This window comes from Halovibrio variabilis (genome assembly GCF_007991175.1).
GTDB classification, from domain to species: Bacteria; Pseudomonadota; Gammaproteobacteria; order Pseudomonadales; family Halomonadaceae; genus Vreelandella; species Vreelandella variabilis.
In genome coordinates, this window is the sequence record NZ_BJXV01000006.1 from 1 (window position 1) to 21,262 (window position 21,262).

22 protein-coding genes are annotated in these 21,262 nt (G+C 57.2%); 2 read left to right on the forward strand and 20 right to left on the reverse strand.

Features of this window, described 5'->3' with window-relative positions:
• Positions 1-574 precede the first annotated feature (574 nt).
• From HVA01_RS05740 to HVA01_RS05750, 3 genes are all read right to left on the reverse strand, one after another.
• The gene (locus HVA01_RS05740; protein WP_146873828.1) at positions 575-1,186 is read right to left on the reverse strand and encodes a superoxide dismutase; all 612 of its coding nucleotides are present in this window, start codon (positions 1,184-1,186) and stop codon (positions 575-577) included.
• A gap of 201 nt (positions 1,187-1,387) precedes the next feature.
• Positions 1,388-2,314, reverse strand: coding sequence for an electron transfer flavoprotein subunit alpha/FixB family protein (locus HVA01_RS05745; RefSeq protein ID WP_146873830.1), 927 nt, complete (start codon positions 2,312-2,314; stop codon positions 1,388-1,390).
• A gap of 57 nt (positions 2,315-2,371) precedes the next feature.
• Complete coding sequence (locus HVA01_RS05750; RefSeq protein ID WP_146873832.1) at positions 2,372-3,121, reverse strand: electron transfer flavoprotein subunit beta/FixA family protein; 750 nt, start codon at positions 3,119-3,121, stop codon at positions 2,372-2,374.
• 441 nt (positions 3,122-3,562) lie between these two features.
• Between HVA01_RS05750 and HVA01_RS05755 the strand changes: the two genes are divergently transcribed.
• On the forward strand, positions 3,563-5,227 hold the full coding sequence (locus tag HVA01_RS05755) for an electron transfer flavoprotein-ubiquinone oxidoreductase (protein WP_146873834.1): 1,665 nt from the start codon (positions 3,563-3,565) through the stop codon (positions 5,225-5,227).
• Positions 5,228-5,327: 100 nt separating this feature from the next.
• On the opposite strand, the gene HVA01_RS05760 is transcribed toward HVA01_RS05755, so the two are convergent.
• The 15 genes from HVA01_RS05760 to HVA01_RS05830 all read right to left on the reverse strand — a co-directional run bounded on the left by HVA01_RS05760 (position 5,328) and on the right by HVA01_RS05830 (position 18,592).
• Positions 5,328-7,541, reverse strand: coding sequence for an ATP-dependent helicase (locus HVA01_RS05760; RefSeq protein ID WP_146873835.1), 2,214 nt, complete (start codon positions 7,539-7,541; stop codon positions 5,328-5,330).
• Positions 7,538-8,110 carry a DUF1285 domain-containing protein gene (locus HVA01_RS05765; protein WP_146873836.1) on the reverse strand — a complete coding sequence of 191 codons (573 nt, stop codon included), beginning with the start codon at positions 8,108-8,110 and terminating at the stop codon, positions 7,538-7,540. Before HVA01_RS05765 ends, HVA01_RS05760 begins: the two co-directional genes overlap by 4 nt.
• A 37-nt stretch (positions 8,111-8,147) precedes the next feature.
• Positions 8,148-8,978 carry a TatD family hydrolase gene (locus tag HVA01_RS05770; protein WP_146873838.1) on the reverse strand — a complete coding sequence of 277 codons (831 nt, stop codon included), beginning with the start codon at positions 8,976-8,978 and terminating at the stop codon, positions 8,148-8,150.
• 43 nt (positions 8,979-9,021) lie between these two features.
• Positions 9,022-9,357 (reverse strand): PilZ domain-containing protein, encoded by a 336-nt coding sequence (locus HVA01_RS05775; RefSeq protein WP_146873840.1) that lies wholly within the window; start codon positions 9,355-9,357, stop codon positions 9,022-9,024.
• Positions 9,358-9,454: 97 nt separating this feature from the next.
• A complete protein-coding gene (locus tag HVA01_RS05780) occupies positions 9,455-10,441 on the reverse strand; it encodes a DNA polymerase III subunit delta' (protein ID WP_146873842.1) in 987 nt (328 codons plus the stop codon).
• Complete coding sequence (gene tmk, locus HVA01_RS05785; RefSeq protein ID WP_174787765.1) at positions 10,432-11,085, reverse strand: dTMP kinase; 654 nt, start codon at positions 11,083-11,085, stop codon at positions 10,432-10,434. Before tmk ends, HVA01_RS05780 begins: the two co-directional genes overlap by 10 nt.
• A 34-nt stretch (positions 11,086-11,119) precedes the next feature.
• Positions 11,120-12,127, reverse strand: a complete 1,008-nt coding sequence (mltG, locus tag HVA01_RS05790) for an endolytic transglycosylase MltG (RefSeq protein WP_146873846.1) — start codon at positions 12,125-12,127, stop codon at positions 11,120-11,122.
• A gap of 106 nt (positions 12,128-12,233) precedes the next feature.
• Positions 12,234-13,094, reverse strand: coding sequence for an aminodeoxychorismate lyase (pabC, locus tag HVA01_RS05795; RefSeq protein ID WP_146873848.1), 861 nt, complete (start codon positions 13,092-13,094; stop codon positions 12,234-12,236).
• A gap of 6 nt (positions 13,095-13,100) precedes the next feature.
• Positions 13,101-14,339 carry a beta-ketoacyl-ACP synthase II gene (gene fabF, locus HVA01_RS05800; protein WP_146873850.1) on the reverse strand — a complete coding sequence of 413 codons (1,239 nt, stop codon included), beginning with the start codon at positions 14,337-14,339 and terminating at the stop codon, positions 13,101-13,103.
• Positions 14,340-14,531: 192 nt separating this feature from the next.
• The gene (gene acpP / locus HVA01_RS05805) at positions 14,532-14,765 is read right to left on the reverse strand and encodes an acyl carrier protein (protein ID WP_008956801.1); all 234 of its coding nucleotides are present in this window, start codon (positions 14,763-14,765) and stop codon (positions 14,532-14,534) included.
• Between the two features lie 124 nt (positions 14,766-14,889).
• On the reverse strand, positions 14,890-15,633 hold the full coding sequence (fabG, locus tag HVA01_RS05810; RefSeq protein WP_146873852.1) for a 3-oxoacyl-ACP reductase FabG: 744 nt from the start codon (positions 15,631-15,633) through the stop codon (positions 14,890-14,892).
• A gap of 58 nt (positions 15,634-15,691) precedes the next feature.
• Positions 15,692-16,651 (reverse strand): ACP S-malonyltransferase, encoded by a 960-nt coding sequence (gene fabD / locus HVA01_RS05815; protein ID WP_146873854.1) that lies wholly within the window; start codon positions 16,649-16,651, stop codon positions 15,692-15,694.
• A 135-nt stretch (positions 16,652-16,786) separates the two neighbouring features.
• Positions 16,787-17,812, reverse strand: a complete 1,026-nt coding sequence (gene plsX / locus HVA01_RS05820; RefSeq protein WP_146873855.1) for a phosphate acyltransferase PlsX — start codon at positions 17,810-17,812, stop codon at positions 16,787-16,789.
• 43 nt (positions 17,813-17,855) lie between these two features.
• Positions 17,856-18,026 carry a 50S ribosomal protein L32 gene (gene rpmF, locus HVA01_RS05825; RefSeq protein ID WP_146873857.1) on the reverse strand — a complete coding sequence of 57 codons (171 nt, stop codon included), beginning with the start codon at positions 18,024-18,026 and terminating at the stop codon, positions 17,856-17,858.
• A 35-nt stretch (positions 18,027-18,061) separates the two neighbouring features.
• Entirely contained in the window at positions 18,062-18,592 is a 531-nt protein-coding gene (locus tag HVA01_RS05830) for a YceD family protein (RefSeq protein WP_146874214.1), read from the reverse strand.
• A gap of 202 nt (positions 18,593-18,794) precedes the next feature.
• Between HVA01_RS05830 and HVA01_RS05835 the strand changes: the two genes are divergently transcribed.
• The gene (locus tag HVA01_RS05835; protein ID WP_246129498.1) at positions 18,795-19,412 is read left to right on the forward strand and encodes a Maf family protein; all 618 of its coding nucleotides are present in this window, start codon (positions 18,795-18,797) and stop codon (positions 19,410-19,412) included.
• A gap of 15 nt (positions 19,413-19,427) precedes the next feature.
• Here the strand turns inward: HVA01_RS05835 and sppA are convergent, their stop codons facing one another.
• Both sppA and HVA01_RS05845 read right to left on the reverse strand, forming a co-directional pair.
• Complete coding sequence (sppA, locus tag HVA01_RS05840; RefSeq protein WP_146873859.1) at positions 19,428-20,540, reverse strand: signal peptide peptidase SppA; 1,113 nt, start codon at positions 20,538-20,540, stop codon at positions 19,428-19,430.
• Positions 20,541-20,583: 43 nt separating this feature from the next.
• The gene (locus tag HVA01_RS05845; protein ID WP_146873861.1) at positions 20,584-21,234 is read right to left on the reverse strand and encodes an HAD family hydrolase; all 651 of its coding nucleotides are present in this window, start codon (positions 21,232-21,234) and stop codon (positions 20,584-20,586) included.
• Positions 21,235-21,262 lie beyond the last annotated feature (28 nt).

Below are 21,262 nucleotides of genomic sequence, written 5' to 3' on the forward strand. Positions count from 1 at the left end.
AAAAAAACCCCCCCCCCCCCCCCCCCTGAAGGAGGCAGTTAAGCACTCAAATCACCGCCGTGTCGACTTCAATTTAATCAAAACAACGTCGGCCAATTTAGCCACAACGTTAAAGCCAACTCCGTTAATTGCATGGTCACTTCAAAGAGGTACAATACAAATTCAATAGCTTTCATCGTGAAACCCTCCGGTTAACCACGCTCGTTGACTTCCTGCTAAAAAGTGCAAACAGTGTTTGCATGTAACGCTCAATGTGTTAATTTTATTCATAGAGATTTACTCGATTCGTTGAAGGCGTTGCACCGCCCGAGACATCGCATCAAGGTCAGGGCCATTTTGGTTCTGGCCTTTTTGCATTCTTAGCAGCTGATGCCGCTAGGAATGAATACTATATATGGACCATCAGAAAATCAATTCAAGCATATGTGGTATTTTTCATCCACAGGATATTGACAGCTAATGCCCAGCTTGACCCTAGGAACGATGCTACTGACAGTAAAAAACCGCCTCCTGTGAAGGAGGCGGTTTTTAGGGCCGCCAAGTCATTTGGCAGCTCGTCTCACAGCGTGTGAGTTTAGGCCGTAGCCGCTTGGTAACGACGCTCTACGTCTTCCCAATTAACCACGTTAAAGAACGCTGCAATATAGTCGGGGCGCTTGTTTTGATACTTCAAGTAGTAGGCATGCTCCCAAACGTCCAGACCGAGCACCGGCGTATTGCCGTGCATCAGCGGGCTGTCTTGGTTAAGGGTATTTTCCACTACCAATTTTTTCTCAGGCGTCACGGAGAGCCACGCCCAACCGCTGCCGAAACGACCAACGGCGGCTTTCTTGAACTCTTCTTTAAAAGTATCCAGACCACCCAGCTCAGCATCAATTGCTTTGGCAACGTCGCCCTGTGGATTGCCACCGCCATTAGGCGACATCATCTGCCAAAACATGGAGTGGTTGGCATGACCGCCGCCGTTATTGATAACCGCTTGGCGTTTTGCTTCCGGCACACGGTCCAAATTGGCAATTAATTCTTCAACAGGAACATCTTCAAGACCGGTGCCTTCCAGCGCGCCGTTCAGGTTATTGACGTAAGTTTGATGGTGACGAGAATGGTGAATCTCCATCGTCATCGCATCAATATGCGGCTCGAGAGCATCATATGCGTACGGCAATTCGGGTAGTGTATGTGCCATATCATCATCTCCTTGAGTGGCTTTCGTTGCTTTCAATTGCTTATGTGCGGTCAGTCCGCTGCTTTTTCAACCACTGCGGTGGCTTTTCTTACCTTTTGCCCAACTACTTTAGTCAACTATGAACAGTTTATCTAATCCACCCAAACCTAAAAAGCCGACTTCTGGCGAAGTCGGCTGTCTATTTATTATCCGTTCAACCGCTTACAGCTTGCTTTCAAGCTCCGGCAGCAGCTCAAACAAATCCCCCACCAGCCCATAATCCGCGACTTGAAAGATCGGCGCTTCGTCGTCTTTGTTGATGGCGACGATCACTTTGGAATCCTTCATGCCCGCCAGGTGCTGAATGGCCCCGGAGATGCCCACGGCAATATACAGATCCGGCGCGACGATTTTACCGGTTTGGCCCACCTGCATGTCGTTGGGCACAAAACCTGCATCGACCGCGGCACGCGATGCGCCAATAGCGGCACCCAGCTTGTCGGCAATCCCGTCGAGCAGTTTGAAGTTCTCGCCATTGCCCATACCACGGCCACCGGAGATCACCACCTTGGCACCGCCCAGTTCGGGGCGGTCCGATTGGGCAAGGTCTTCGTCGACAAAGCTCGATTGGCGGTTGTCGACGACAGTGTTTACCGCTTCAATCGGCGCGCTGCCACCCGCGCCAACCGCGTCAAACCCGGTAACGCGCACGGTGATCACTTTAAGCGCATCGTCGCTTTTTACCGTAGCGATGGCGCTACCGGCGTAGATTGGCCGCTTAAAGGTGTCCGGGCTATCCACGCCGATGATGTCCGAAATCTGGCTCACGTCTTTGAGCGCCGCTAAGCGCGGCAACACGTTTTTACCGTTGGTGGCAGCGCTCGCCAGAACATGGGTGTAGTCATCCGCCAGGGCCACCAGCAGTGCGCCCATAGGCTCGGCGAGCTGGTGAGCGTACACGGCATTATCCGCTACGCGCACCTTACTCACGCCGTCGAGCTTGGCAGCGGCATCAGCGGCAGCCTGCACGCCTTCGCCAGCGACCAGCACGTCAATATCACCCCCCATCTCTTTAGCCGCCGCTACGACGTGGGCCGTAGCACCCGCCAGTTGTCCTTCATGCAGGTCGGCAAGTACCAAAATGCTCATAAAAATCAGCTCCTTTCAAAGCGCTTATCTCAAAGTTATGGTTTTAAAGAACCGACTTTAAAGAACTTTGGCTTCGTTTTTCAGTTTGTCGATCAGCTCGTCTACCGAGGCCACTTTGACGCCGCCTTTACGCTCGGCCGGCGATTCCACCTTGAGCAAGCTCACCTTGGAAGCAACCTCAACGCCGTAGTCGGCGGGGGTCTTAACATCCAGGGGCTTTTTCTTGGCCTTCATGATATCGGGAAGCTTGGCGTAGCGTGGCTCGTTGAGGCGCAGGTCGGTGGTGACAATAGCGGGTAGCGTCAGGGCGATGGTTTGCAGACCGCCGTCAATTTCCCGGGTCACGTGTACTTTGTCGCCATCGATCACCACTTCCGAGGCAAAGGTAGCTTGCGGCAGGTTGGTCAGCGCGGCAAGCATTTGACCCGTCTGGTTGTTGTCGGTATCGATCGCTTGTTTACCGAGAATCACCAGACCCGGCTGCTCTTCGTCGACCACTTTAGCAAGCAGCTTGGCCACCGCCAGCGATTCGGCGCGCTCGTCGGTTTGGATATGAATAGCGCGATCGGCACCCAGCGCCAGCGCGGTGCGCAGCTGCTCTTGGGCAGCCTTGGGACCAATCGTTACCGCCACAACTTCCGTTGCCACGCCCTTCTCTTTCAGGCGCACCGCTTCTTCCACGGCAATTTCGCAGAAGGGGTTCATGGCCATTTTAACGTTAGTGAGATCGACGTCAGAATGATCCGCTTTGACGCGAATTTTGACGTTGTAATCAATGACGCGTTTAACCGCGACGAGTACTTTCATAGCTTCCTCGCTTGGCTTTTGGTGAGAGCCGTTAACCTGAGACGGCACCCGCTCAGCGGATACCTTTTTTAAGACACGTATTGAAGGCTTTCCGGCAAGGTCGCGACAACGATCCACCTGCCTCAAATTCATTCAAGCGTTTGATAGGTACGCAATTGAAAAACATTACCAATTTGCCACAGCCTGCCCACTAGCAACAATACTTATTAGCTAAGGCCTTGGTCGTAGCACTGCACGGCGGCTGGCGAAGCCTAAAGCCAAGAAATGCCGTTTTCACCATCGTAGGCGTGACCTGACACAGGTATTATGCCTATGATGAGGGATAACCAGAAGCAAACGACCGTTTAAAATTAAGGCCATCTGTTTATAAGCTTGTTCTCGTACCGTTACCCGCGACGCGCTTTTAGCAGCCATGGCACTTAAGAGAATAGGAGAAACCGGGTGGAAACTGTTGAACGCGATGTAATGGATTTTGATGTCGTCATTGTCGGCGCGGGCCCAGCCGGGCTTGCCGCTGCTTGCCGCCTAATGCAGCAAGCCAACCAAGCAGAGCAAGAGCTCACAGTCTGCGTGGTTGAAAAAGGCTCAGAAGTGGGTGCGCACATTCTTTCAGGTGCCGTTTTTGAACCTCGCGCGTTGACCGAGCTGTTCCCCGACTGGCAAGAGCGTGGCGCGCCTCTCAATACCCCCGCGATTCGCGACGATGTTTATCTGCTCAAAGACGCCGAAAAAGCCCAAAAGCTGCCTAATGCCCTCGTGCCTAAAAGTATGCATAACACCGGTGACGCTCAGCAGCGCTACGTGATCAGCGCAGGCAATCTTTGCCGCTGGCTGGGCGAGCAGGCGGAGTCGCTGGGCGTTGACATTTTTCCGGGCTTTGCTGCCCAGGAAACAATTGTCGAAGATGGTGCAGTGCGCGGCATTGTTGTCGGCGATATGGGCGTTAGCGCCGACGGCACCCCCAAAGATGGCTATATGCCGGGCATGGAGCTGCGCGCCAAATACACCCTGTTTGCCGAGGGCTCCCGCGGCCATCTGGGCAAACGCTTAATCGAAGACTTCTCGCTGGATGCTGGCTGCGACCCACAGCATTACGGCATTGGCCTTAAAGAGCTATGGGATGTGCCGGCGGACCAGCATGAGCCTGGCCTGGTATTGCACGGTTCAGGCTGGCCGTTGGATAGCAATGCCCACGGTGGCTGGTTCCTCTACCACGCTGAAGACCAGCAGGTGGTGGTCGGGCTGATCATGGATCTCAGCTATCAAAACCCCTGGCTGTCACCGTTCGACGAGTTTCAGCGCATGAAGCATCATCCGGTACTTAGCCAGTATCTGGCGGGCGGCAAGCGCGTTGCCTATGGCGCTAGAGCCATTACCAAAGGTGGCTTTAACTGCCTGCCTAAAATGACGTTTCCCGGCGGCTTACTGATTGGCTGCGATGCGGGCACGCTCAATTTTGCCAAGATCAAAGGTCTGCATACCGCCATGAAGTCTGGCATGGTCGCTGCGGAAAGTGTGTTTGAGGCAATTAAGGGCGGCGATGAAGGCGCGCAAGAATTGACCAGCTTTACCCAACAATGGGAAGCCAGCTGGGCCTATCAAGAACTTAAAGACAGCGCCAGCTTCGGCCCGGCGATCCATAAATATGGCACTGTTGGCGGTGGCGCGTATAATTTTGTCGACCAGCTGCTGGGCGGCAAGCTCCCTAACCTGCACGATACCACGACAGACCATGGCGCCCTCAAGCCGGCGTCTGAGTTTGAGAAGATCGATTACCCTAAGCCCGACGGTAAGCTTTCATTTGACAAGACGTCCTCTGTCTACCTGTCTAACACCAATCACGAAGAAGATCAGCCGTGCCACCTGCGCCTGGCTGACCCAGAACTGCCAATTCGCGACAACCTGCCTAAGTACGCGGAACCGGCGCAGCGCTACTGCCCGGTCGGGGTGTACGAGGTAGTCGAAGATAGTGCAGGAGAACCGCGCTTTCAGATCAACTTCCAAAACTGCGTGCACTGCAAAACCTGCGATATTAAGGATCCCGCCCAAAACATTACCTGGGTAGCCCCTGAAGGCGGCGGTGGGCCCAACTATCCCAATATGTAGGTAGCGACTGCTTTAGCTTTAACCTTACGGCTAGCCAATCACTATCAGCTAGGCTAGCCGTAACGGCGGGTATCCAAGCGCTATCCTTGCCCTTCCCACGCTATGACAGCGGCACGCTTTGCGGGCTTTCCAATAGCTCGATGGGTGCGCGGCGGGCAATTAATCGCCGCCGACCTGCCTGGTCAAAGCGCACATCAATGACCGGATCGCTGGCATTCCCCTCGACGGCGGCGACTTCGCCCTCACCAAAAACGGCATGATGCAGCCGCTGGCCGGGGTAAAAATGCGCGCCAGCGGAATAGGCGGCTTGGGTTTCTTCAACCTGCGCCGGGGCCAGCACAATATCGTCACGCCCTAGCCGCGCCAAATAGCGCTCAACCAACCCCACAGACGCGACTTGCAGGGCAGTCGCAGGCGCGTCAGCACTCGTCAAACAGGTGGCCACCCGCATACTGTCTTGCCAGGCACTCTCGGCGATAAAGCGACTTGGCCGATGCGCGCCGCCGTCATGAAGCACTAAAAGCTGCTCTTGAGCGCGGGTAATCGCCACATAAAACAGCCGCCGCTCTTCCTCTAAACGCTCATCGCTAAGCGGATTATCGCGACTATAGTGAGGAAAATCCTCTTCATTCACCCCGGCGACCGCCACCAGCGGCCACTCAAGCCCTTTGGCACCGTGAACGGTGCTAATCAGCACCCCGCCCGCCTGATTTTCCACCGGTCTTTCAAGCAGTTCAATAAAGGCGTCGGGGTCTTGCACGCTTTGCGCTTGCTCGATCAGCACGTCGAGTAAGCGCACGTCTTCTTCGCCTTTATCACGCCGTGCCGCCGCTCGCTTCAGCGTCTTTTCAGCATCGATGCTTTCCACCACGTGGCGTAATAGCTTGGCGGGTGGCCATGCACTCAACTGCGGCAATTCGCACAGCAGCGCCCAGCGTTTTTTCAGCGTGCGCCGCTGGATCGGCTTTAACGCCGTTAGCATGGGGTCATGCCGCTCGGGCCATTGCTGGGTAGTCGCTAACTGCTGAGCTAATCGCTGCAGCCGCTCACGAGCCACAAAAGGGGTCGGCTGGGCAAGCAGCAGTAACAGTTGCTGCGGGTCGCGGAGAAGATCAGGTCGGCGCGACAATTTCAGATAGCCCGCCAGGGCCTGCACCAGCGGCAGACGAAACACAAAACGGTCCTCGCGCTGAAGCCGAAACGGAATGCCCGCCTGTAATAGCGCCAGTTGAAACGGCACCGAGAGCGCCCAGCTGCGTACCAGCAGGCTGGCTTCGTTAAACGCTCGCCCCTGGGCCTGCCAATCCATCAACGCATCGAGTAACAAGCGGCTACCCTGCCCCACGGAAACGCGCGTCTCGGGGTTATTGGCCGCCGCCAGACACAGCTGGTTGGGGCGCCGCTGGTTAGCGGCAATGGCATGATTGGCGGCCAGGGCCAAGGCATGGCCATGACGAAAGGTGGTCGACAACGGGTAGTCGGTCGCCTCACCAAACGTCGCGGTAAAATTCTCTAGCATAGTATCGGGCTTGGCGCCGCGCCACTCATAAATACACTGGTTGGCATCGCCGACGGCCATGACCACGGCGCGGTCACCTACCAGCACCGACAGCAGGCGCTGCTGCGCGGCGTTAATATCCTGGTACTCGTCAATAATGACATGATCCAAAAAGCCATCGACGCGGCCGCGCAGAGCGCTGTCTGCTTCTAACGCCTGGAGCGGACGGTAGAGCAGATCGGCGTAGGTCATCAGGCCTTCGTCGGCGAGCAGCCGCTCTGCCTCGGCAAACGCTGCCGGAAAGTAGTCAGTATCCGGATCAAGATTAAGCCGTGTATAGAGTGCTTCGGGGGTAATCATCTCCGCCTTCACCAAGCCACAGAAATGCGCCAGGGTTTCAAGCCGGTCACCTTCCAGGGCGGCATCGCGGCGTTCAACCGCATCGTGCAGCACGTTGAGGCTCGCCTGACGCAGCAGCCTCTCTAACTGCCAATCGGCGGATAATAGCTGGCGCGGCGTCAGCGCGCCCCAGCGGCACAGGCTTTGGGTCAGGCGGTGGCCCAGGGAGTGGAAAGTGCGCACGTCGGGCAGTGCTTGCCCAGACGGCGCCATGGCAGCTAACCGGCGTTGAAAATCATCCTTGGCAGAGCGGTTAAACATGAGCACCAAAATACGCTTTGGCGGCACACCGCTGGCCAATAGATACAGCACCCGGGCGGCCATGGTGGTGGTTTTACCCGCCCCCGCCACTGCCGCCACTCGCGCGTGTCCCGCCTGGTGATTGACAACAGCTTGCTGTTCCGCGGTTAACTTCACGGCGCCTCGCCCACTGATTCGTCGTCGAGTTGGCCCAGCGCAAACCAGTGCCCAGCACTCATGATGCCAACCTCGCTGACACCCTCGTCCACCTCACGGGTTTCAGCGGCCTCAACCAGCTGATAATAGACATGACGGTGCAGCCGCGCCGCCAACCCAAAGCGTACCGGCAGTTGCGGCACCGCATCGCCCTGGGGAGTTAAAGTAACGGACAGCGGATGCTCGGTATCCAGGCGAACCACGTCGTCAAACTGGGTAGTCAACCACCAGGCTCCATCGTAAAAGTCAGCTTCCACGGCGACCAATGGCAGGTCTTCCACGTGAATACGCCAGCGCTCACTGGGGGTCACCAAGCAGTAGCCATCGGCGTCATGGCGCAACAGTGTTGCCAGTAAACGTGCCACCTTGGGCCGCGCAAACGGCTGGCCCTCGTGCCACCAGCTGCCGTCGGCGCGAATGGTTAGGTTCATATCTCCAGAGAGCGCCGGCTGCCACTCATCAAGCGGGGGGATCGTGATCGAGCGCTCTTCCTCTAGGCTACTTTGCTGCAATAATCTATCCAGATTCATCACCCACCTCGCTCGTCATATCGGTGACACTGCTGGGCTACAAAAGCCCGGACTGAGCCAGCGCTTGCTTAACGTGGGCGGGCGCATCGGGCGCAGCGGCACGGAACAGCTGGTAAAAGTTGACGCTGGTCTGCATAGCGACTTCGTCAACGCTAATGCCCCGCTCATTGGCGATGCACTCGGCGACTTCCACCACCCACGCTGGCTGGTTCGGCTTACCGCGATAAGGCACCGGCGCAAGGTACGGGCTGTCGGTCTCAATCAGCAGGCGATCCAGTGGCAACTGGCGCGCCAGCTCGCGCAGCGGTGCGGCATTACGAAAGGTAATGATCCCGGAGAGCGAAATATAAAAGCCTAGCGCTACCGCTTCACGGGCCATCGCCAAGTCTTCAGTGAAACAGTGTAGTACACCGCCCACGCGCGGATCGCTATGTTCGCGCAGCAGATCAAGGGTGTCTTGTTTGGCTTCGCGGGTATGCACAATCACCGGCAGCTCCAACTCACGGGCGGCAAGCAAATGGCGCTTAAAGCGTTCATGCTGTATGTCGATAGGAACGCTGTCGGCGTAGTGGTAATCGAGACCGGTTTCACCAATTGCTACCGCGCCATACTGTTCGGCGGCGTCAGTAATATCCGCCACGCTAGGCTCGCTAACCGGCGTATGCAAGGGGTGCAGGCCAGCAGAAATCGCCACATCCTGATGAGCGCGAGCAATGGCCGCCAGCTGCGGCATGTCCTCAAGCGTAACGGCAATGGCCAGAAACTGACTCACGTGCGCGGCGCGAGCGGCGGCAAGCGTGGCGGCAATATCGCCCCCGTGGGTTTGGTCGGATAAGCGATCTAAATGGCAGTGGGAATCGACAAACATGCAGGTCTCAATAACGGGTGGGTAAGCGTTTCAAGCAAAGCGGTCAAAGCGTAAACGACGGCGCCGCTTTATCTAATTGACCGGCAAGCAGCGTCTCAATACGGTCACGCACGGGATAATCTTCCGGGCTGAAATGCAGGCCAATGCCGGGCATCCGCCGTCCGCTCACGCCGGCAGGAGACACCCACACCACATGCCCAGACAGTGAAAGCCGTTCGCTTTCCCCCGGCAGTGTGAGCAGTAAAAACACTTGCTGGCCAAGCGCGTAAGGGGTCTGAGTGGGCACAAAAATCCCCCCACGGTCCAGAAAAGGCATATAGGCGGAAAGCAGCGTCGGCACATCAGGGACGGTTAGAGAAAGCGCTTTCTGAGCTGCCATAACAACCTCGCTGCTCCTGTGTGAATACTTGTGTGAATAAACGGGACTTAAACGGGGCTTAAAACAGTTAACTCGACTAAAGCGGCGGCGAACGGGGCTAGGAGCGCAATAGCGCCGCCCAGCGCACTAGCCATGCTTCTAGCACCAGCTGCGGATTGGGATTAGCCCCCACCGCCAGCAAGCGCCGCTGCTCACGGGCATAATCCAAGAGCCGGAACCAATCCTGCACGCGGCCATTCTTGACCGCCTGGCGGTAAAGGGGCTCAAGATCGGGATTATGCAGCACCGCGGCTTCCCCGGATAAGCCCAATCGAATCAGGTCTTCCAGCCAGGCAATACCGTACCATAAGATGGCGTCAATCGCCTGACGATCCAGGCGGGCCGCTTCTGAAACGGGCTCCGCGCCGCGCACTAACTGCTCAAAGCTGTCGTGGATTTGGTGGCGCAAGGCGCGCTCTTCGGGGGCGGCCAGCTCTACGGCGAGAAGAGGCAGGCCGCCTGCTACCTGCCACCAAAAGTAGGCTTCATCCACGCTGCCCAACTGTTCAATCAACCAGCCGCGACATGCGTCAAAGGCAACGCTGGGCAGCGACCACTGCTGGCAGCGGGAGCGAATCGTAGGGAGCATCCGCGAGGGCACGTCTGAAAGCAGAATAAACAGCGTTTTATCGCCGGGTTCTTCAAGGCTTTTGAGCAGCGCATTGGCGGCGGCCGTGTTCATGGCCTCGGCGGGAGAAATCACAATCACCCGATAGCCCCCTTGCTGGGCCGTTTGCGAGACAAACCGGTTGACCTCGCGGATCGGGTCAATACGGATCTGGCGCTTGCCCTCTTCCGGCGAGACACGCAGCAAATCCGGGTGGTACCCGGAGGCCAACATGGCACAGCTATGGCAATGGCCGCAGGCTTGATCCGCAGGATTGGCGCAAAGGGTGCGGTTGATTAACGCCTCGGCCAACTGCTGCTTACCCACGCCGTGAGCACCGTGAATCAGTAGCGCGTGGGGCATTCGCCCACTCTCAGCCAAGCGGGTTAGATGCTGCCAGGTGGCTTGATGCCACGGCATTACGCCGGTTAACGCCATACGGCTACTCGCGCGGAAAGAGTTTCCTTGATCTGTGCTTGAACATCCACTAGCGCGTACTGGGCATCGATCACCGCAAAGCGCTCGGGGGCTTCTTCCGCACGCGCCAAGTAGGCCTCGCGCACCGCCTGGAAGAAATCGCCCTGCTCCTGCTCAAAGCGATCCCGCTGCTCTTGGCGATCATTCAGGCGCGATTCCAAGCGCTGTGTGGCAGCCTCTTTGGGCATATCCAGCAGTAACGTCAAGTCAGGCGAAAGCCCTTGCTGAACAAACGCTTCGAGTACGGCGATGCGCTCCTTGGCAATGCCCCGCCCACCGCCCTGATAGGCAAAGGTGGCGTCAGTAAAACGATCGCAGACCACCCAGGCGCCACGTGCCAACGCAGGCAGAATTTTTTCCGTTAAATGCTGCGCTCGTGCGGCGAACATCAGCAACAGTTCTGCGTCCACGTGCAGCGGTTCTTGCGGCGCGGGGTCCAGCAGCAGGGCACGAATAGCTTCGCCACGAGCGGTGCCGCCCGGCTCGCGGGTGCGCACCACCTCCAGCCCCTGAGCTTCTAAACACTCGGCGACAAAACTCACATTGGTGGATTTTCCCACGCCTTCGCCGCCTTCCAGCGTAATGAAGCGTCCACGCTTAGTCATCATGCGCCCTTAATGTGGTGATGAATCATGGCTATTACCGGTTGCGAATATAGCGGTTAACGGCGTTGTTGTGTTCGCGCAACGTGCGCGAGAAATGGTGCGTACCATCACCACGAGACACGAAATAGAGCGTTTCCCCCGGTAACGGATTCACCGCCGCCTCTAATGCCGCACGCCCCGGCAGGGCAATTGGCGTAGGGGGGATCCCGTCAATCACGTAGGTGTTATACGGCGTGGCCTCGCGGATATCGGCGCGGGTAATCCGCCCTTCGTAACGTTCGCCCATGCCATAAATGATGGTTGGGTCAGTTTGCAGGCGCATGCCCTGCTCCATGCGGCGTTTAAACACCCCGGCAATCTCACGCCGCTCCTCGGGCGCGCCGGTTTCCCGCTCAATCAGAGAGGCCATGATCAACGCCTCGTAGGGGGAGTCAATGGTGAGATCATCGTCACGCTCTGCCCATACGTCTTCAAGGATACGCTCCATGCGGTGCAAGGATTGACGCAAGATATCCACGTCGCTCATGCCCAGGTGGTAGCGGTAGGTATCGGGGAAAAACCAGCCCTCAGGGAAGGTGCCTTCACGGTCGAGCAGCGTCATTACTTCTGCATCGCTCATGTCAGCGGTGCGGTGGTCGAGCTTAGGGGCCGTGTTCAGCAGCTCGCGCATTTGCTTAAAAGTCCAACCTTCTGGAATCGTCAGCGGATAGCTCACCACGTCGTCACTGCCTAACAGCGCCATCATTTCAAGGCCATTCATGCCCGGTAACAAGCGGTACTCGCCGCTGCGTAGCCGTGGCACGCCCTTAGGCTCAACGCGCGCTAGCAGCTGAAAAGCCCAAGCGTCATCCAGCACGCCCTGCGCCTCTAAGTGCCCCACCACGTGGTTGAACCCGGCACCCGAGGGAACTTGATAGAGCATTGGCTCATCAAGGGCGAGCGGCGCCTCTAATCGGCTCTGCCAATAGGCATAACCACCTGCCGCAGCGGCAGCCCCAACCACCACTACCACCAAAAAAGCGGTTAATAACCGTTTCACCATGCCACCTCTAGAAAATTGCCGAGCGCTATCTAAAAAACACTATCTACACAAATACCCGCTACACAAATACCCGCTACACAAATACCCGCTAAACAAACACTAGCGTTTAAGCGAAGCCTAATAAGGGATGGGCTAAACACTGAAGTGGATCGCTGGCGGGCAAGGGCCAGCGCTGTAGCCGCGAGCCATTCGTGGAAAACAGCGTGGTAACAGGCCACACACCCTGTACCGAATTAGCCACCCAAAGCTGATCAACAGCGCTGAGCTCACCTAGCGGCAAAGCGGCCTGCGTCACAGCGCCTTGATCAATCAACGCCGCGCGCAGCGTACCGGCCACACCGCACTGGTCAAGCGGCGGAGTAAATAGCGCCCCCGCCTGCTGCCAAAAAACATTCATGCTGGTGGCCTCCACAACACGGCCAGCGCTATCGGCAAGCAATCCTTCAGCGATACTGGCATCTCGCCATTCACGACGCGCCAGCACGTTTTCCAAACGATTCAGATGCTTAATGCCTGCCAAATACGGCTGGTGACCAAGTCGCAAGTTGCAAAGCCGCACCCTCACCCCTTCCTGCCAGCGCTTAACCACCGGCTGGAAAGGCGTGCGTCGGCTAAGCAAACGGGGCGTGATGCTCTCAGGCTCGGCGTAGCCGCGCCCCCCGCTACCCCGGGTCAGTATGAGCTTAAGCACTTCGAGTTCAGCGGTGGGGTCGCCCTGCCAAGTGGCATCAAGCGCGTCTTGGCAAGGGAATGGTATCCCTAAACGATCGCAGCCCAGCGCTAAACGCGCGCGGTGATGCTCCCACAGCACTGGCGCACCGGCGCGCAACAGCACGGTTTCAAACAGGCCATCACCGTACGCTAGCCCGCGGTCATCGAACGGTACTAAATCAGCCGGCCCTAAATCAACCGACCCTAAAGCACCCGAAGACGCCTGTTGCTCAAAACCCACTGGGCGCGACACCATCGTTGACTACACTTTTTTAAACAGCAGTGAGCCGTTCGTGCCGCCAAAGCCAAACGAGTTGGAAAGCGCCATATCGATGCGCATATCTCGCGCGGTATGCGGCACGTAGTCGAGGTTGCAACCCGCCTGAGGGTTATCCAAATTAATCGTGGGCGGCGCCACCTGGTCACGGATGGCCAAGATGCTAAATACCGCCTCTACTGCGCCTGCGGCACCCAGCAGGTGGCCAATCATCGATTTTGTCGAACTGACCGCCACGCTATTGGCAGCGTCACCCAAGACGTTCTCAATGGCACGGCTTTCGGCTAAATCGCCTGCAGCCGTGGAGGTGCCATGAGCGTTAATGTAGTGAACCTCAGCGACGTCTACCTGGGCATCTTTGATCGCATTGCGCATCGAAAGTGCCGCCCCACGGCCATCTTCCGGCGGCGAGGTCATGTGATAGGCGTCATCGCTCATGCCAAAGCCAACCAGCTCGGCATAGATGTTAGCGCCGCGCGCCTTGGCGTGCTCATACTCTTCCAGCACCAGCACGCCGGCGCCGTCGGACAACACGAAACCGTCTCGATCCGTATCCCAGGGACGGCTTGCCGCCTCGGGGTCGTCATTGCGCGTAGACAGCGCACGCGCGGCGGAGAAGCCTGCGAGGCCTAACGGCGTCGTCGCCATTTCAGCACCGCCACAGACCATTACATCGGCGTCGCCGTAGGCAATCGTACGCGCGCTGTAGCCGATATTGTGAGTACCCGTTGTGCAAGCGGTGGTAATCGCGATATTGGGCCCTCTAAAGCCATGCTGGATCGCCATATTGCCCGATATCATATTAATGATAGAGCCCGGCACAAAGAACGGCGAGACTTTGCGCGCGCCGCCTTTGTTGAGCGCATTATGGTTATGCTCAATCATCGGCAACCCACCAATGCCCGAGCCAATTGCCACCCCAATACGGTCGGCATTTTCCTCGGTACACTCGATACCCGAATCGTCAACAGCCTGGGCACCGGCGGCCATGCCGTATTGAATAAATAAATCCATCTTGCGGGCATCTTTAGGATTCAAATACGGGCTGATATCAAACTCTTTAATCGAGCCACCGAAGCGAGTGTTTAAACCGCCGGTGTCGAAATGTTCTATAGGCGTAATACCGCTTTTACCGGCCAAGATATTGGCCCACGACTCATCCACCTTATTGCCCACTGGGGTCACCAGGCCTAGCCCGGTTACCACTACCCTTTTCCGTGCCATCAGCTTTCCTCCAGGCATCCATGGTGACGCGACCCACTTGGGTCATCTGCTGCTTAAATTTGCTCAACAGTATAACGGAGATTGAACGTTATAAGCAGTGTGGCAGCAAAGCAAAAAAGCCGCCCTGGAAAAGGACGGCTTTTAAGTCGGGTGACAAGCACCCCACCTAGGTTCGATGCATCAACGCAGCCCTTACTGGTGGGCGTTTACGTAATCGATGGCTTCTTGAACCGTGGTGATCTTCTCAGCTTCTTCATCAGGAATTTCAGTATCGAATTCCTCTTCCAAAGCCATTACCAGCTCAACGGTGTCGAGCGAATCAGCACCCAAGTCTTCTGTAAAAGAAGAGCTGTTTTGGATGTCTTCTTCTTTAACGTTCAGGCGCTCTGCTACAACTTTCTTCACGCGCTCTTCAATAGTACTCATTAACGTACTCCAGTCGTTCACATTAGCCGTTTTTGATAACCAGCTATTTGGAAACCGCAAGCCAAAAGCTGCGGGGTAGTTTATAGACGCCCTTAGATCGACGCAACCGCCAAACCCAAGGCCATCAACGCATATTCATGCCGCCGTTAACGTGAAGCGTCTCACCGGTGATATACCCGGCGGCATCACTGGTTAAAAACCCCACCGCGGCGGCGATCTCTTCCGGCGCACCTAAACGGGCCAACGGAATTTGCTTAAGCAGCATTTCGTGCTGCGCTTCCGGTAGCGCCTCGGTCATATCGGTGGCAATAAAGCCCGGCGCCACTGAATTGACCGTAATCGCCCGCGAAGACACTTCGCGCGCCAATGCCCGGCTAAACCCTTCCATACCAGCCTTAGCGGCAGCGTAGTTAGTTTGACCCATGTTGCCCATGGTTGCCACTACCGAGCTGATCGACACAATACGCCCAAAGCGCGCTTTAGTCATGCCCCGCAAACAGGCTTTACTGACACGATAGACAGACTTGAGGTTGGTATCCATGACAGAATCCCACTCGTCTTCCTTCATACGCATCAGCAAATTGTCGCGCGTAATACCGGCATTGTTGACCAAAATGGTCGGCGCACCAAAGCGCTCTGCAATGGTTTTTAATACGTCATCAATACTGGCTTGATCGGTCACATTGAGGCACAGACCGGCCCCTTCAATGCCGTTCTGCTTCAAATCGGCATCAATTTTCTCAGCGCCTGATTCGCTGGTCGCCGTACCAATCACGATACGCCCCTGGCGACCCAACTCGTGGGCGACTGCTTGGCCAATGCCACGACTCGCTCCTGTTACCAGGGCAACTCTACGTTCTTGTGTCATAACGTTCTGCCTTTAACCGAGTTAACAAGCAAGGATAGGGTAAGACAATAGCCCATGTTCACCGCTTGTCAGTTAACGTTTCACGCGCAAGCTCCAGCGCGGCAACCAGGCTGTCGGGGTCATTCACCGCCAGCCCCTTACTGCCCTTCACGATACGCTTATTGAGCCCTGTCAACACCTTGCCTGGACCGCACTCAATAAACACCTCCACGCCTTGAGCCGCCATTGCTTCCACGCAGGCGCTCCAGCGCACCGGCTGATAAAGCTGCTCAATAAGCCGTGTCTTGAGCGTAGCGATCTCGGCATGGGCCTGCGCGTCGACATTTTGAATCACCGTGTAGCGCGGCGCACGCAGCTCAATTGCCTGCATCGCCGCCGCCAGGCGCTCGGCGGCGGGGCGCATTAATGCACAGTGCGAAGGCACTGAAACCGGCAGGGCCATGGCACGTTTGGCGCCTGACTCTTGGCAGGTGACCATCGCTCGCTCAACGGCCGCTTTGGACCCCGCGATAACCACTTGGCCAGGGGAATTGTAGTTGACAGCCGAAACCACATCGCCTTGGGCAGCCTTTTCGCAGGCAGCCTCAACGGCATCGTCTGCCAGGCCTAGAATCGCCGCCATACCCCCTTCGCCCGCGGGCACTGCTTCCTGCATCGCTTCGCCACGCAGCCGTACCAAGTTAACGCCTTCGGCAAAGCCCATCACGCCAGCGCACACCATCGCACTGTATTCGCCCAAACTATGGCCGGCCATCACACTGGGGCGCGGCCCTTCCAGCTCCTGCCACACGCGCCAAATGGCGACGCTGGCGGAGAGCAGCGCCGGCTGGGTGCAGGCGGTAGCATTAAGCGACGCTTCAGGGCCTTCTTGGACGACTTTCCATAAGTCATAGCCCAACGCTTCTGACGCTTCCTCAAATGTCGTTCCCACCACGCTATAACGCTCGGCTAGCTCTCGCAGCATTCCAAGCTGCTGAGAGCCTTGCCCGGGGAAAATGAGGGCAAGGGGTTGAGACATGTCGTTCACCTTTGCTCTTTTAGGCATTTGCTCATATGAGCGATAGGCAAGGTTATTGGCACATCCGAATGCCACCTATAACCCGCAAAAATCTAGCTGTCTTATTATCCAATCACACTGGCCGGCAATCATCGGCTACAACGATGACGCCTGCCAGCGGCCTGCGATACGTGCAGGCAAATCATGCTCGACTTCTTGCAGGGCGCGATGGATAGCGTAGTAGAAACCATCGGCGTGCGCACCGCCGTGACTTTTCACCACGATGCCACGCAACCCTAACAAGCTGGCCCCGTTATAGCGTACGGGATCCAGCTCCTGCTTTAAGCGCTTCAACACAGGCTTGGCCAGTAGGCTTGCCAAACGACCACTTAGGCGCGATTCAAACGCCATCTGCACGCGTTCTACCAGCATACTCGTCAAACCTTCGCTAGCTTTTAGGACGGCATTACCCACAAAACCGTCGCATACCACCACGTCAAGCTGGCCTTTAAACACATCGCCACCCTCCGCGTAGCCGTGGTAAACAAAAGCGTCGCGACCCGCGCGCTGGCGCAGCAAACGATCCGCCTCGCGCACGCTCGCACTGCCTTTGGTCGCTTCGGCGCCCACGTTGAGCAGCGCAACCCGGGGCTGCACCGTACCATCGACACACTGCGCCATCGCCGCGCCCATCAGGGCAAAATCGACCAGCCGATGGGCGGGCGAGTCCACGTTGGCACCCAAGTCGAGCAAATAGCAGCGGCTGCCTCGGCGCGCAGGAATGGCGGTACTGATCGCGGGGCGAGAAATACCCTCAATCATACCCACCTCGCGCCGCGCCAGCGCCACCAGTGCGGCCGTACTGCCCGCACTGACACCGGCTACCGCTTCCCCCTGCGCAACGCTTCGCAGCATGTGCCCCATGCTGGTCGCCTGACCGTTACGCAGCGCCCAGGCAGCCGTTGCAGATGATGCAACGCTGTCCGGCGCATCACGGACCACCAAACGTGACGTTGCCGCAGCCAAAGGCTGCGGCAAGCGTGATAGTTCAGCAGCAATTTGCTGATGCGGGCCAAACAGAATCAGCTCGAGGTGGGGGTGTTCCACCGCCGCCCTGGCGGAGCCTGCGATAATCGCTTGAGGGCCTTGGTCACCCCCCATCACATCAATCGCTAGGCGCATACCACACCGAGTCCGTTTAGCCGCTTAGTAACGTAATTGAGATTTATACTTCAATCACTTTACGCCCACGGTAGAAACCGTCCGGAGAAATGTGGTGACGCAGGTGCGTGGTACCGGTTTCTTTGTCCTGGGACAGTGTCGCTGCGGTCAGCGCATCGTGGCTACGACGCATGCCGCGCTTGGAACGAGTTTTACGGTTCTTTTGAACTGCCATGGGGTTTACTCCAAGGTATTTAAGGTAAAGGGTGCTTATTTTTTGCCTTTCAAGGCATTAAGCACCGCGAAAGGGTTTGTCGCTGGCGTTGTGTCTGACGCCGCGCCTGCTGTTTTGCTGACCAGCTGCTCCGCCGAGACATAACAGTCGGCTTCATCGTGATAGACCACCTGGGGCAGGCTGAGAATCAATTCATCCTCGACCACCGTCAGAAGGTCCAGCTGTTCCTTTTCCACTAGCACCGGTTCATGACTGGCAGGCAGCTCGGCCGCTAAGGATTCGTCAGTGACCATACCAAGCAAGAAGTCACTGCTTACCTGTTGAGGCATCGGCACCAGGCAGCGTCGGCAGGCAAGCGCTAACGTCGCTTGCAAGTGGCCACGAATTTCACGACGACCTTGAGCATCGACGCCAAACGCAAGCACGACATGGCAGTCGCCGGTTTGGGCACCCGCTTCTTCGGTAAGACGTGACAGCTTATCAAGCGCTACCAAGCCTTCGATTCGTTCGTGGCGGGCTGCAAGCTTATAAGGCTCAACCCGGCTGGGGAGTTGTGAGGTCAACATAGGCGCGCAATGATAGGCACTCCCCCCGCTGCTGTCAAAGCTGTCGGTATATTTCTGCATACATTCCTCAATAAATAATCTGCTAGCCTCAATAAATAACCTGCTAGGCGGTAATAAACAGCCTACATACACCTCCTCATGGTTTCGCTACACTTCACCTTTTGGCTTTCAACAGCGTTACAAAGCAATTCAGGAGATATTTGTGGCCTCAGCATCCTTGCAAGAATCATCGTCAGCCGAGCTTGTGCTTGCCTCCAGCTCACGATGGCGCCGCGCGCTGCTGGACCGCTTGCAACTCCCCTACCAGTGCCTTTCGCCAGAAATTGACGAAACCCCTTACAACGGCGAAACGCCCCATGCCCTGGTGCATCGGCTGGCCTTGAGCAAAGCCAACGCCGTGGCCGCCCGCTTCCCCCATCACTGTATTATCGGTTCCGACCAAGTGGCGGTTTTTGAGGGCGATATTCTTGGCAAACCGCATACTGTCGAAAAAGCCTGCGCCAATCTGGCTCGCTTCTCGGGTCAGCGGGTTACCTTTTTAACTGGCTTAGCGCTGTTGGATACACGCCACCAGCGCCATCAAGTGCACGTCGAGCCCTTTGAAGTGGTGTTTCGCACGCTGAGCACGCCGGAGATCGAAAACTACGTCGCCAAAGAGCAGCCTCTAGACAGCGCTGGCAGCTTTCGCATGGAAGGCCTGGGCATTGCGCTGTTTGAGAAGCTGGAAGGCCGTGACCCCAACGCACTGATCGGACTGCCGCTGATTGCGCTTTGCGACATGCTGCGCCAAGCAGGCCTGGACCCGCTTGGCGCTTACTGATCAATCTGCCACAACCTAGAAACGCATCGGTGAACTGGGCGCACTCACGCCCAGCGCCTCGGCTGCCATCTGGGTGAAGCGACGGGTAAAACGCTCAAACGGGTCCAGGCTCGGCGTATAGTCCACCCAGTCGGTATTCCCCACTTGATCGCGCGATAGCTGCTCGAGGCTGCCCAACTGATCGACCAAGCCCAGCTCGATGCTTTGCTCGCCACTCCAAATCAGCCCCGAGAAAATATCCGGGCTGTCGCTGAGTCTGTCGCCACGACCGGCGCGCACGTCATCGATAAACTGGCTGTGCGTCTGACTCAGCACGCCCTGCCAAAACTGCTCAGCGCCGTCATCCAGGGGCTGAAACGGGTCTAAAAAGGCTTTATTGTCCCCCGCCGTTAGCACCCGGCGCTCAACGCCGATGCGCTCAATCGCCTCTTCGAAGCCAAAGCCTGCATAGATCACGCCGATTGAGCCCACCAGGCTCACCGGCGAGGCCACAATTTCGTCAGCCGCTGCAGCAATGTAGTAAGCACCACTGGCACCGATATCCTCGATCACCGCAATAATCGGTTTATCGCCCTGGTCGCGCAGGCGCATGATTTCGGCATAGATACGCTGAGACTGGACCGGACTGCCGCCGGGACTGTTAATGTGCAGCACCACGGCGGCAGCGTTTTCCGCCTCCCAAGCCCGGCTTAAACCCTGGATGATACGTTCCGCATTGGCCGGTGAGTCGCTAGCGATCACACCGTTGACGTCAACAATACCCAAGTGGCGCTGTGCGGGGGCCGCGACACTCGGCGAGTCCCAAAACAGGCTGTAAAACGTGGTAAACAGTGAGGCCAGTACGATAGCGATCAACATCAGCCGGAAAAACAGCTTCCAGCGACGGGTGCGGCGCTGTTCGGTTAACACACCGCCAATCCAATGATCCATCATTTCTATTTGTGCCAGCCGCTGGCGTTCGCGTAGCGTCTCCGCATCGTCGCCGGGCCAACCGGCGATAGCTTCAGAGCGGCTTTTTTTACCGGGCGTCACCTCGGGCCCCTGGGTCCAGCGGTCCCCTTCAGACTGATAACCGCTCGGCTGATCGCCATTGCCAGCGTCACCTTGGCGCGTTTGATCGTCACTCATAAAAATATCCTTATGCAGACTCACTTATGCAGACTCAGGCCGCTTAACCGTGCAGCCAATCAAAGAGTTCATCGACGTTGTGGGCTATCCACTTGGGGTGGCTAAGCGCCAAACGCGCCGGGGTGTGCACGCCGTAAGTCACGCCCACCCGATCCATGCCGATCGCCCGCGCCATTTCCAGGTCGTACTCGGTATCACCCACCATCACCGCCCGCTCGACAGGCACTGAAAGCTCGGCGAGCAGCTCTGAAAGCATCTGCGGGTGCGGTTTCGAACGGGTTTCATCGGCTGTGCGGCTGGCATGGAACCAGTCACCGCTGCCAGTTTCGGCAAAAATACGCGCTAACCCGCGGCGGCTTTTGCCCGTCGCGACGGCCAAACGCTGCGCCTGACGACCGCGCAAACGGGCGATATGGGCTTCCACACCGCTAAAAAACGCCATCGGCGTGGTATTGGCCGCCACAAAGTGATGCGCGTAGCGCTCGCGAAGCCGTTCGGCCTGGGCAGGCAGAATACCGGGGCACAGTTTATCGATCGCCTCGGGCAGCCCCAGGCCGATAATATCTTCGACCTCAGCGGATGTCAGCGCCCCCCACTCAGCCTCTAACGCGGCGGCCTGCATACACGAGACAATGCGTGGCACGGAGTCCATTAGGGTGCCGTCCCAATCAAAAATAATCAGCTCGTACTGCATGGCCGCTCCTCTGTTAAAGGGTTAAGGG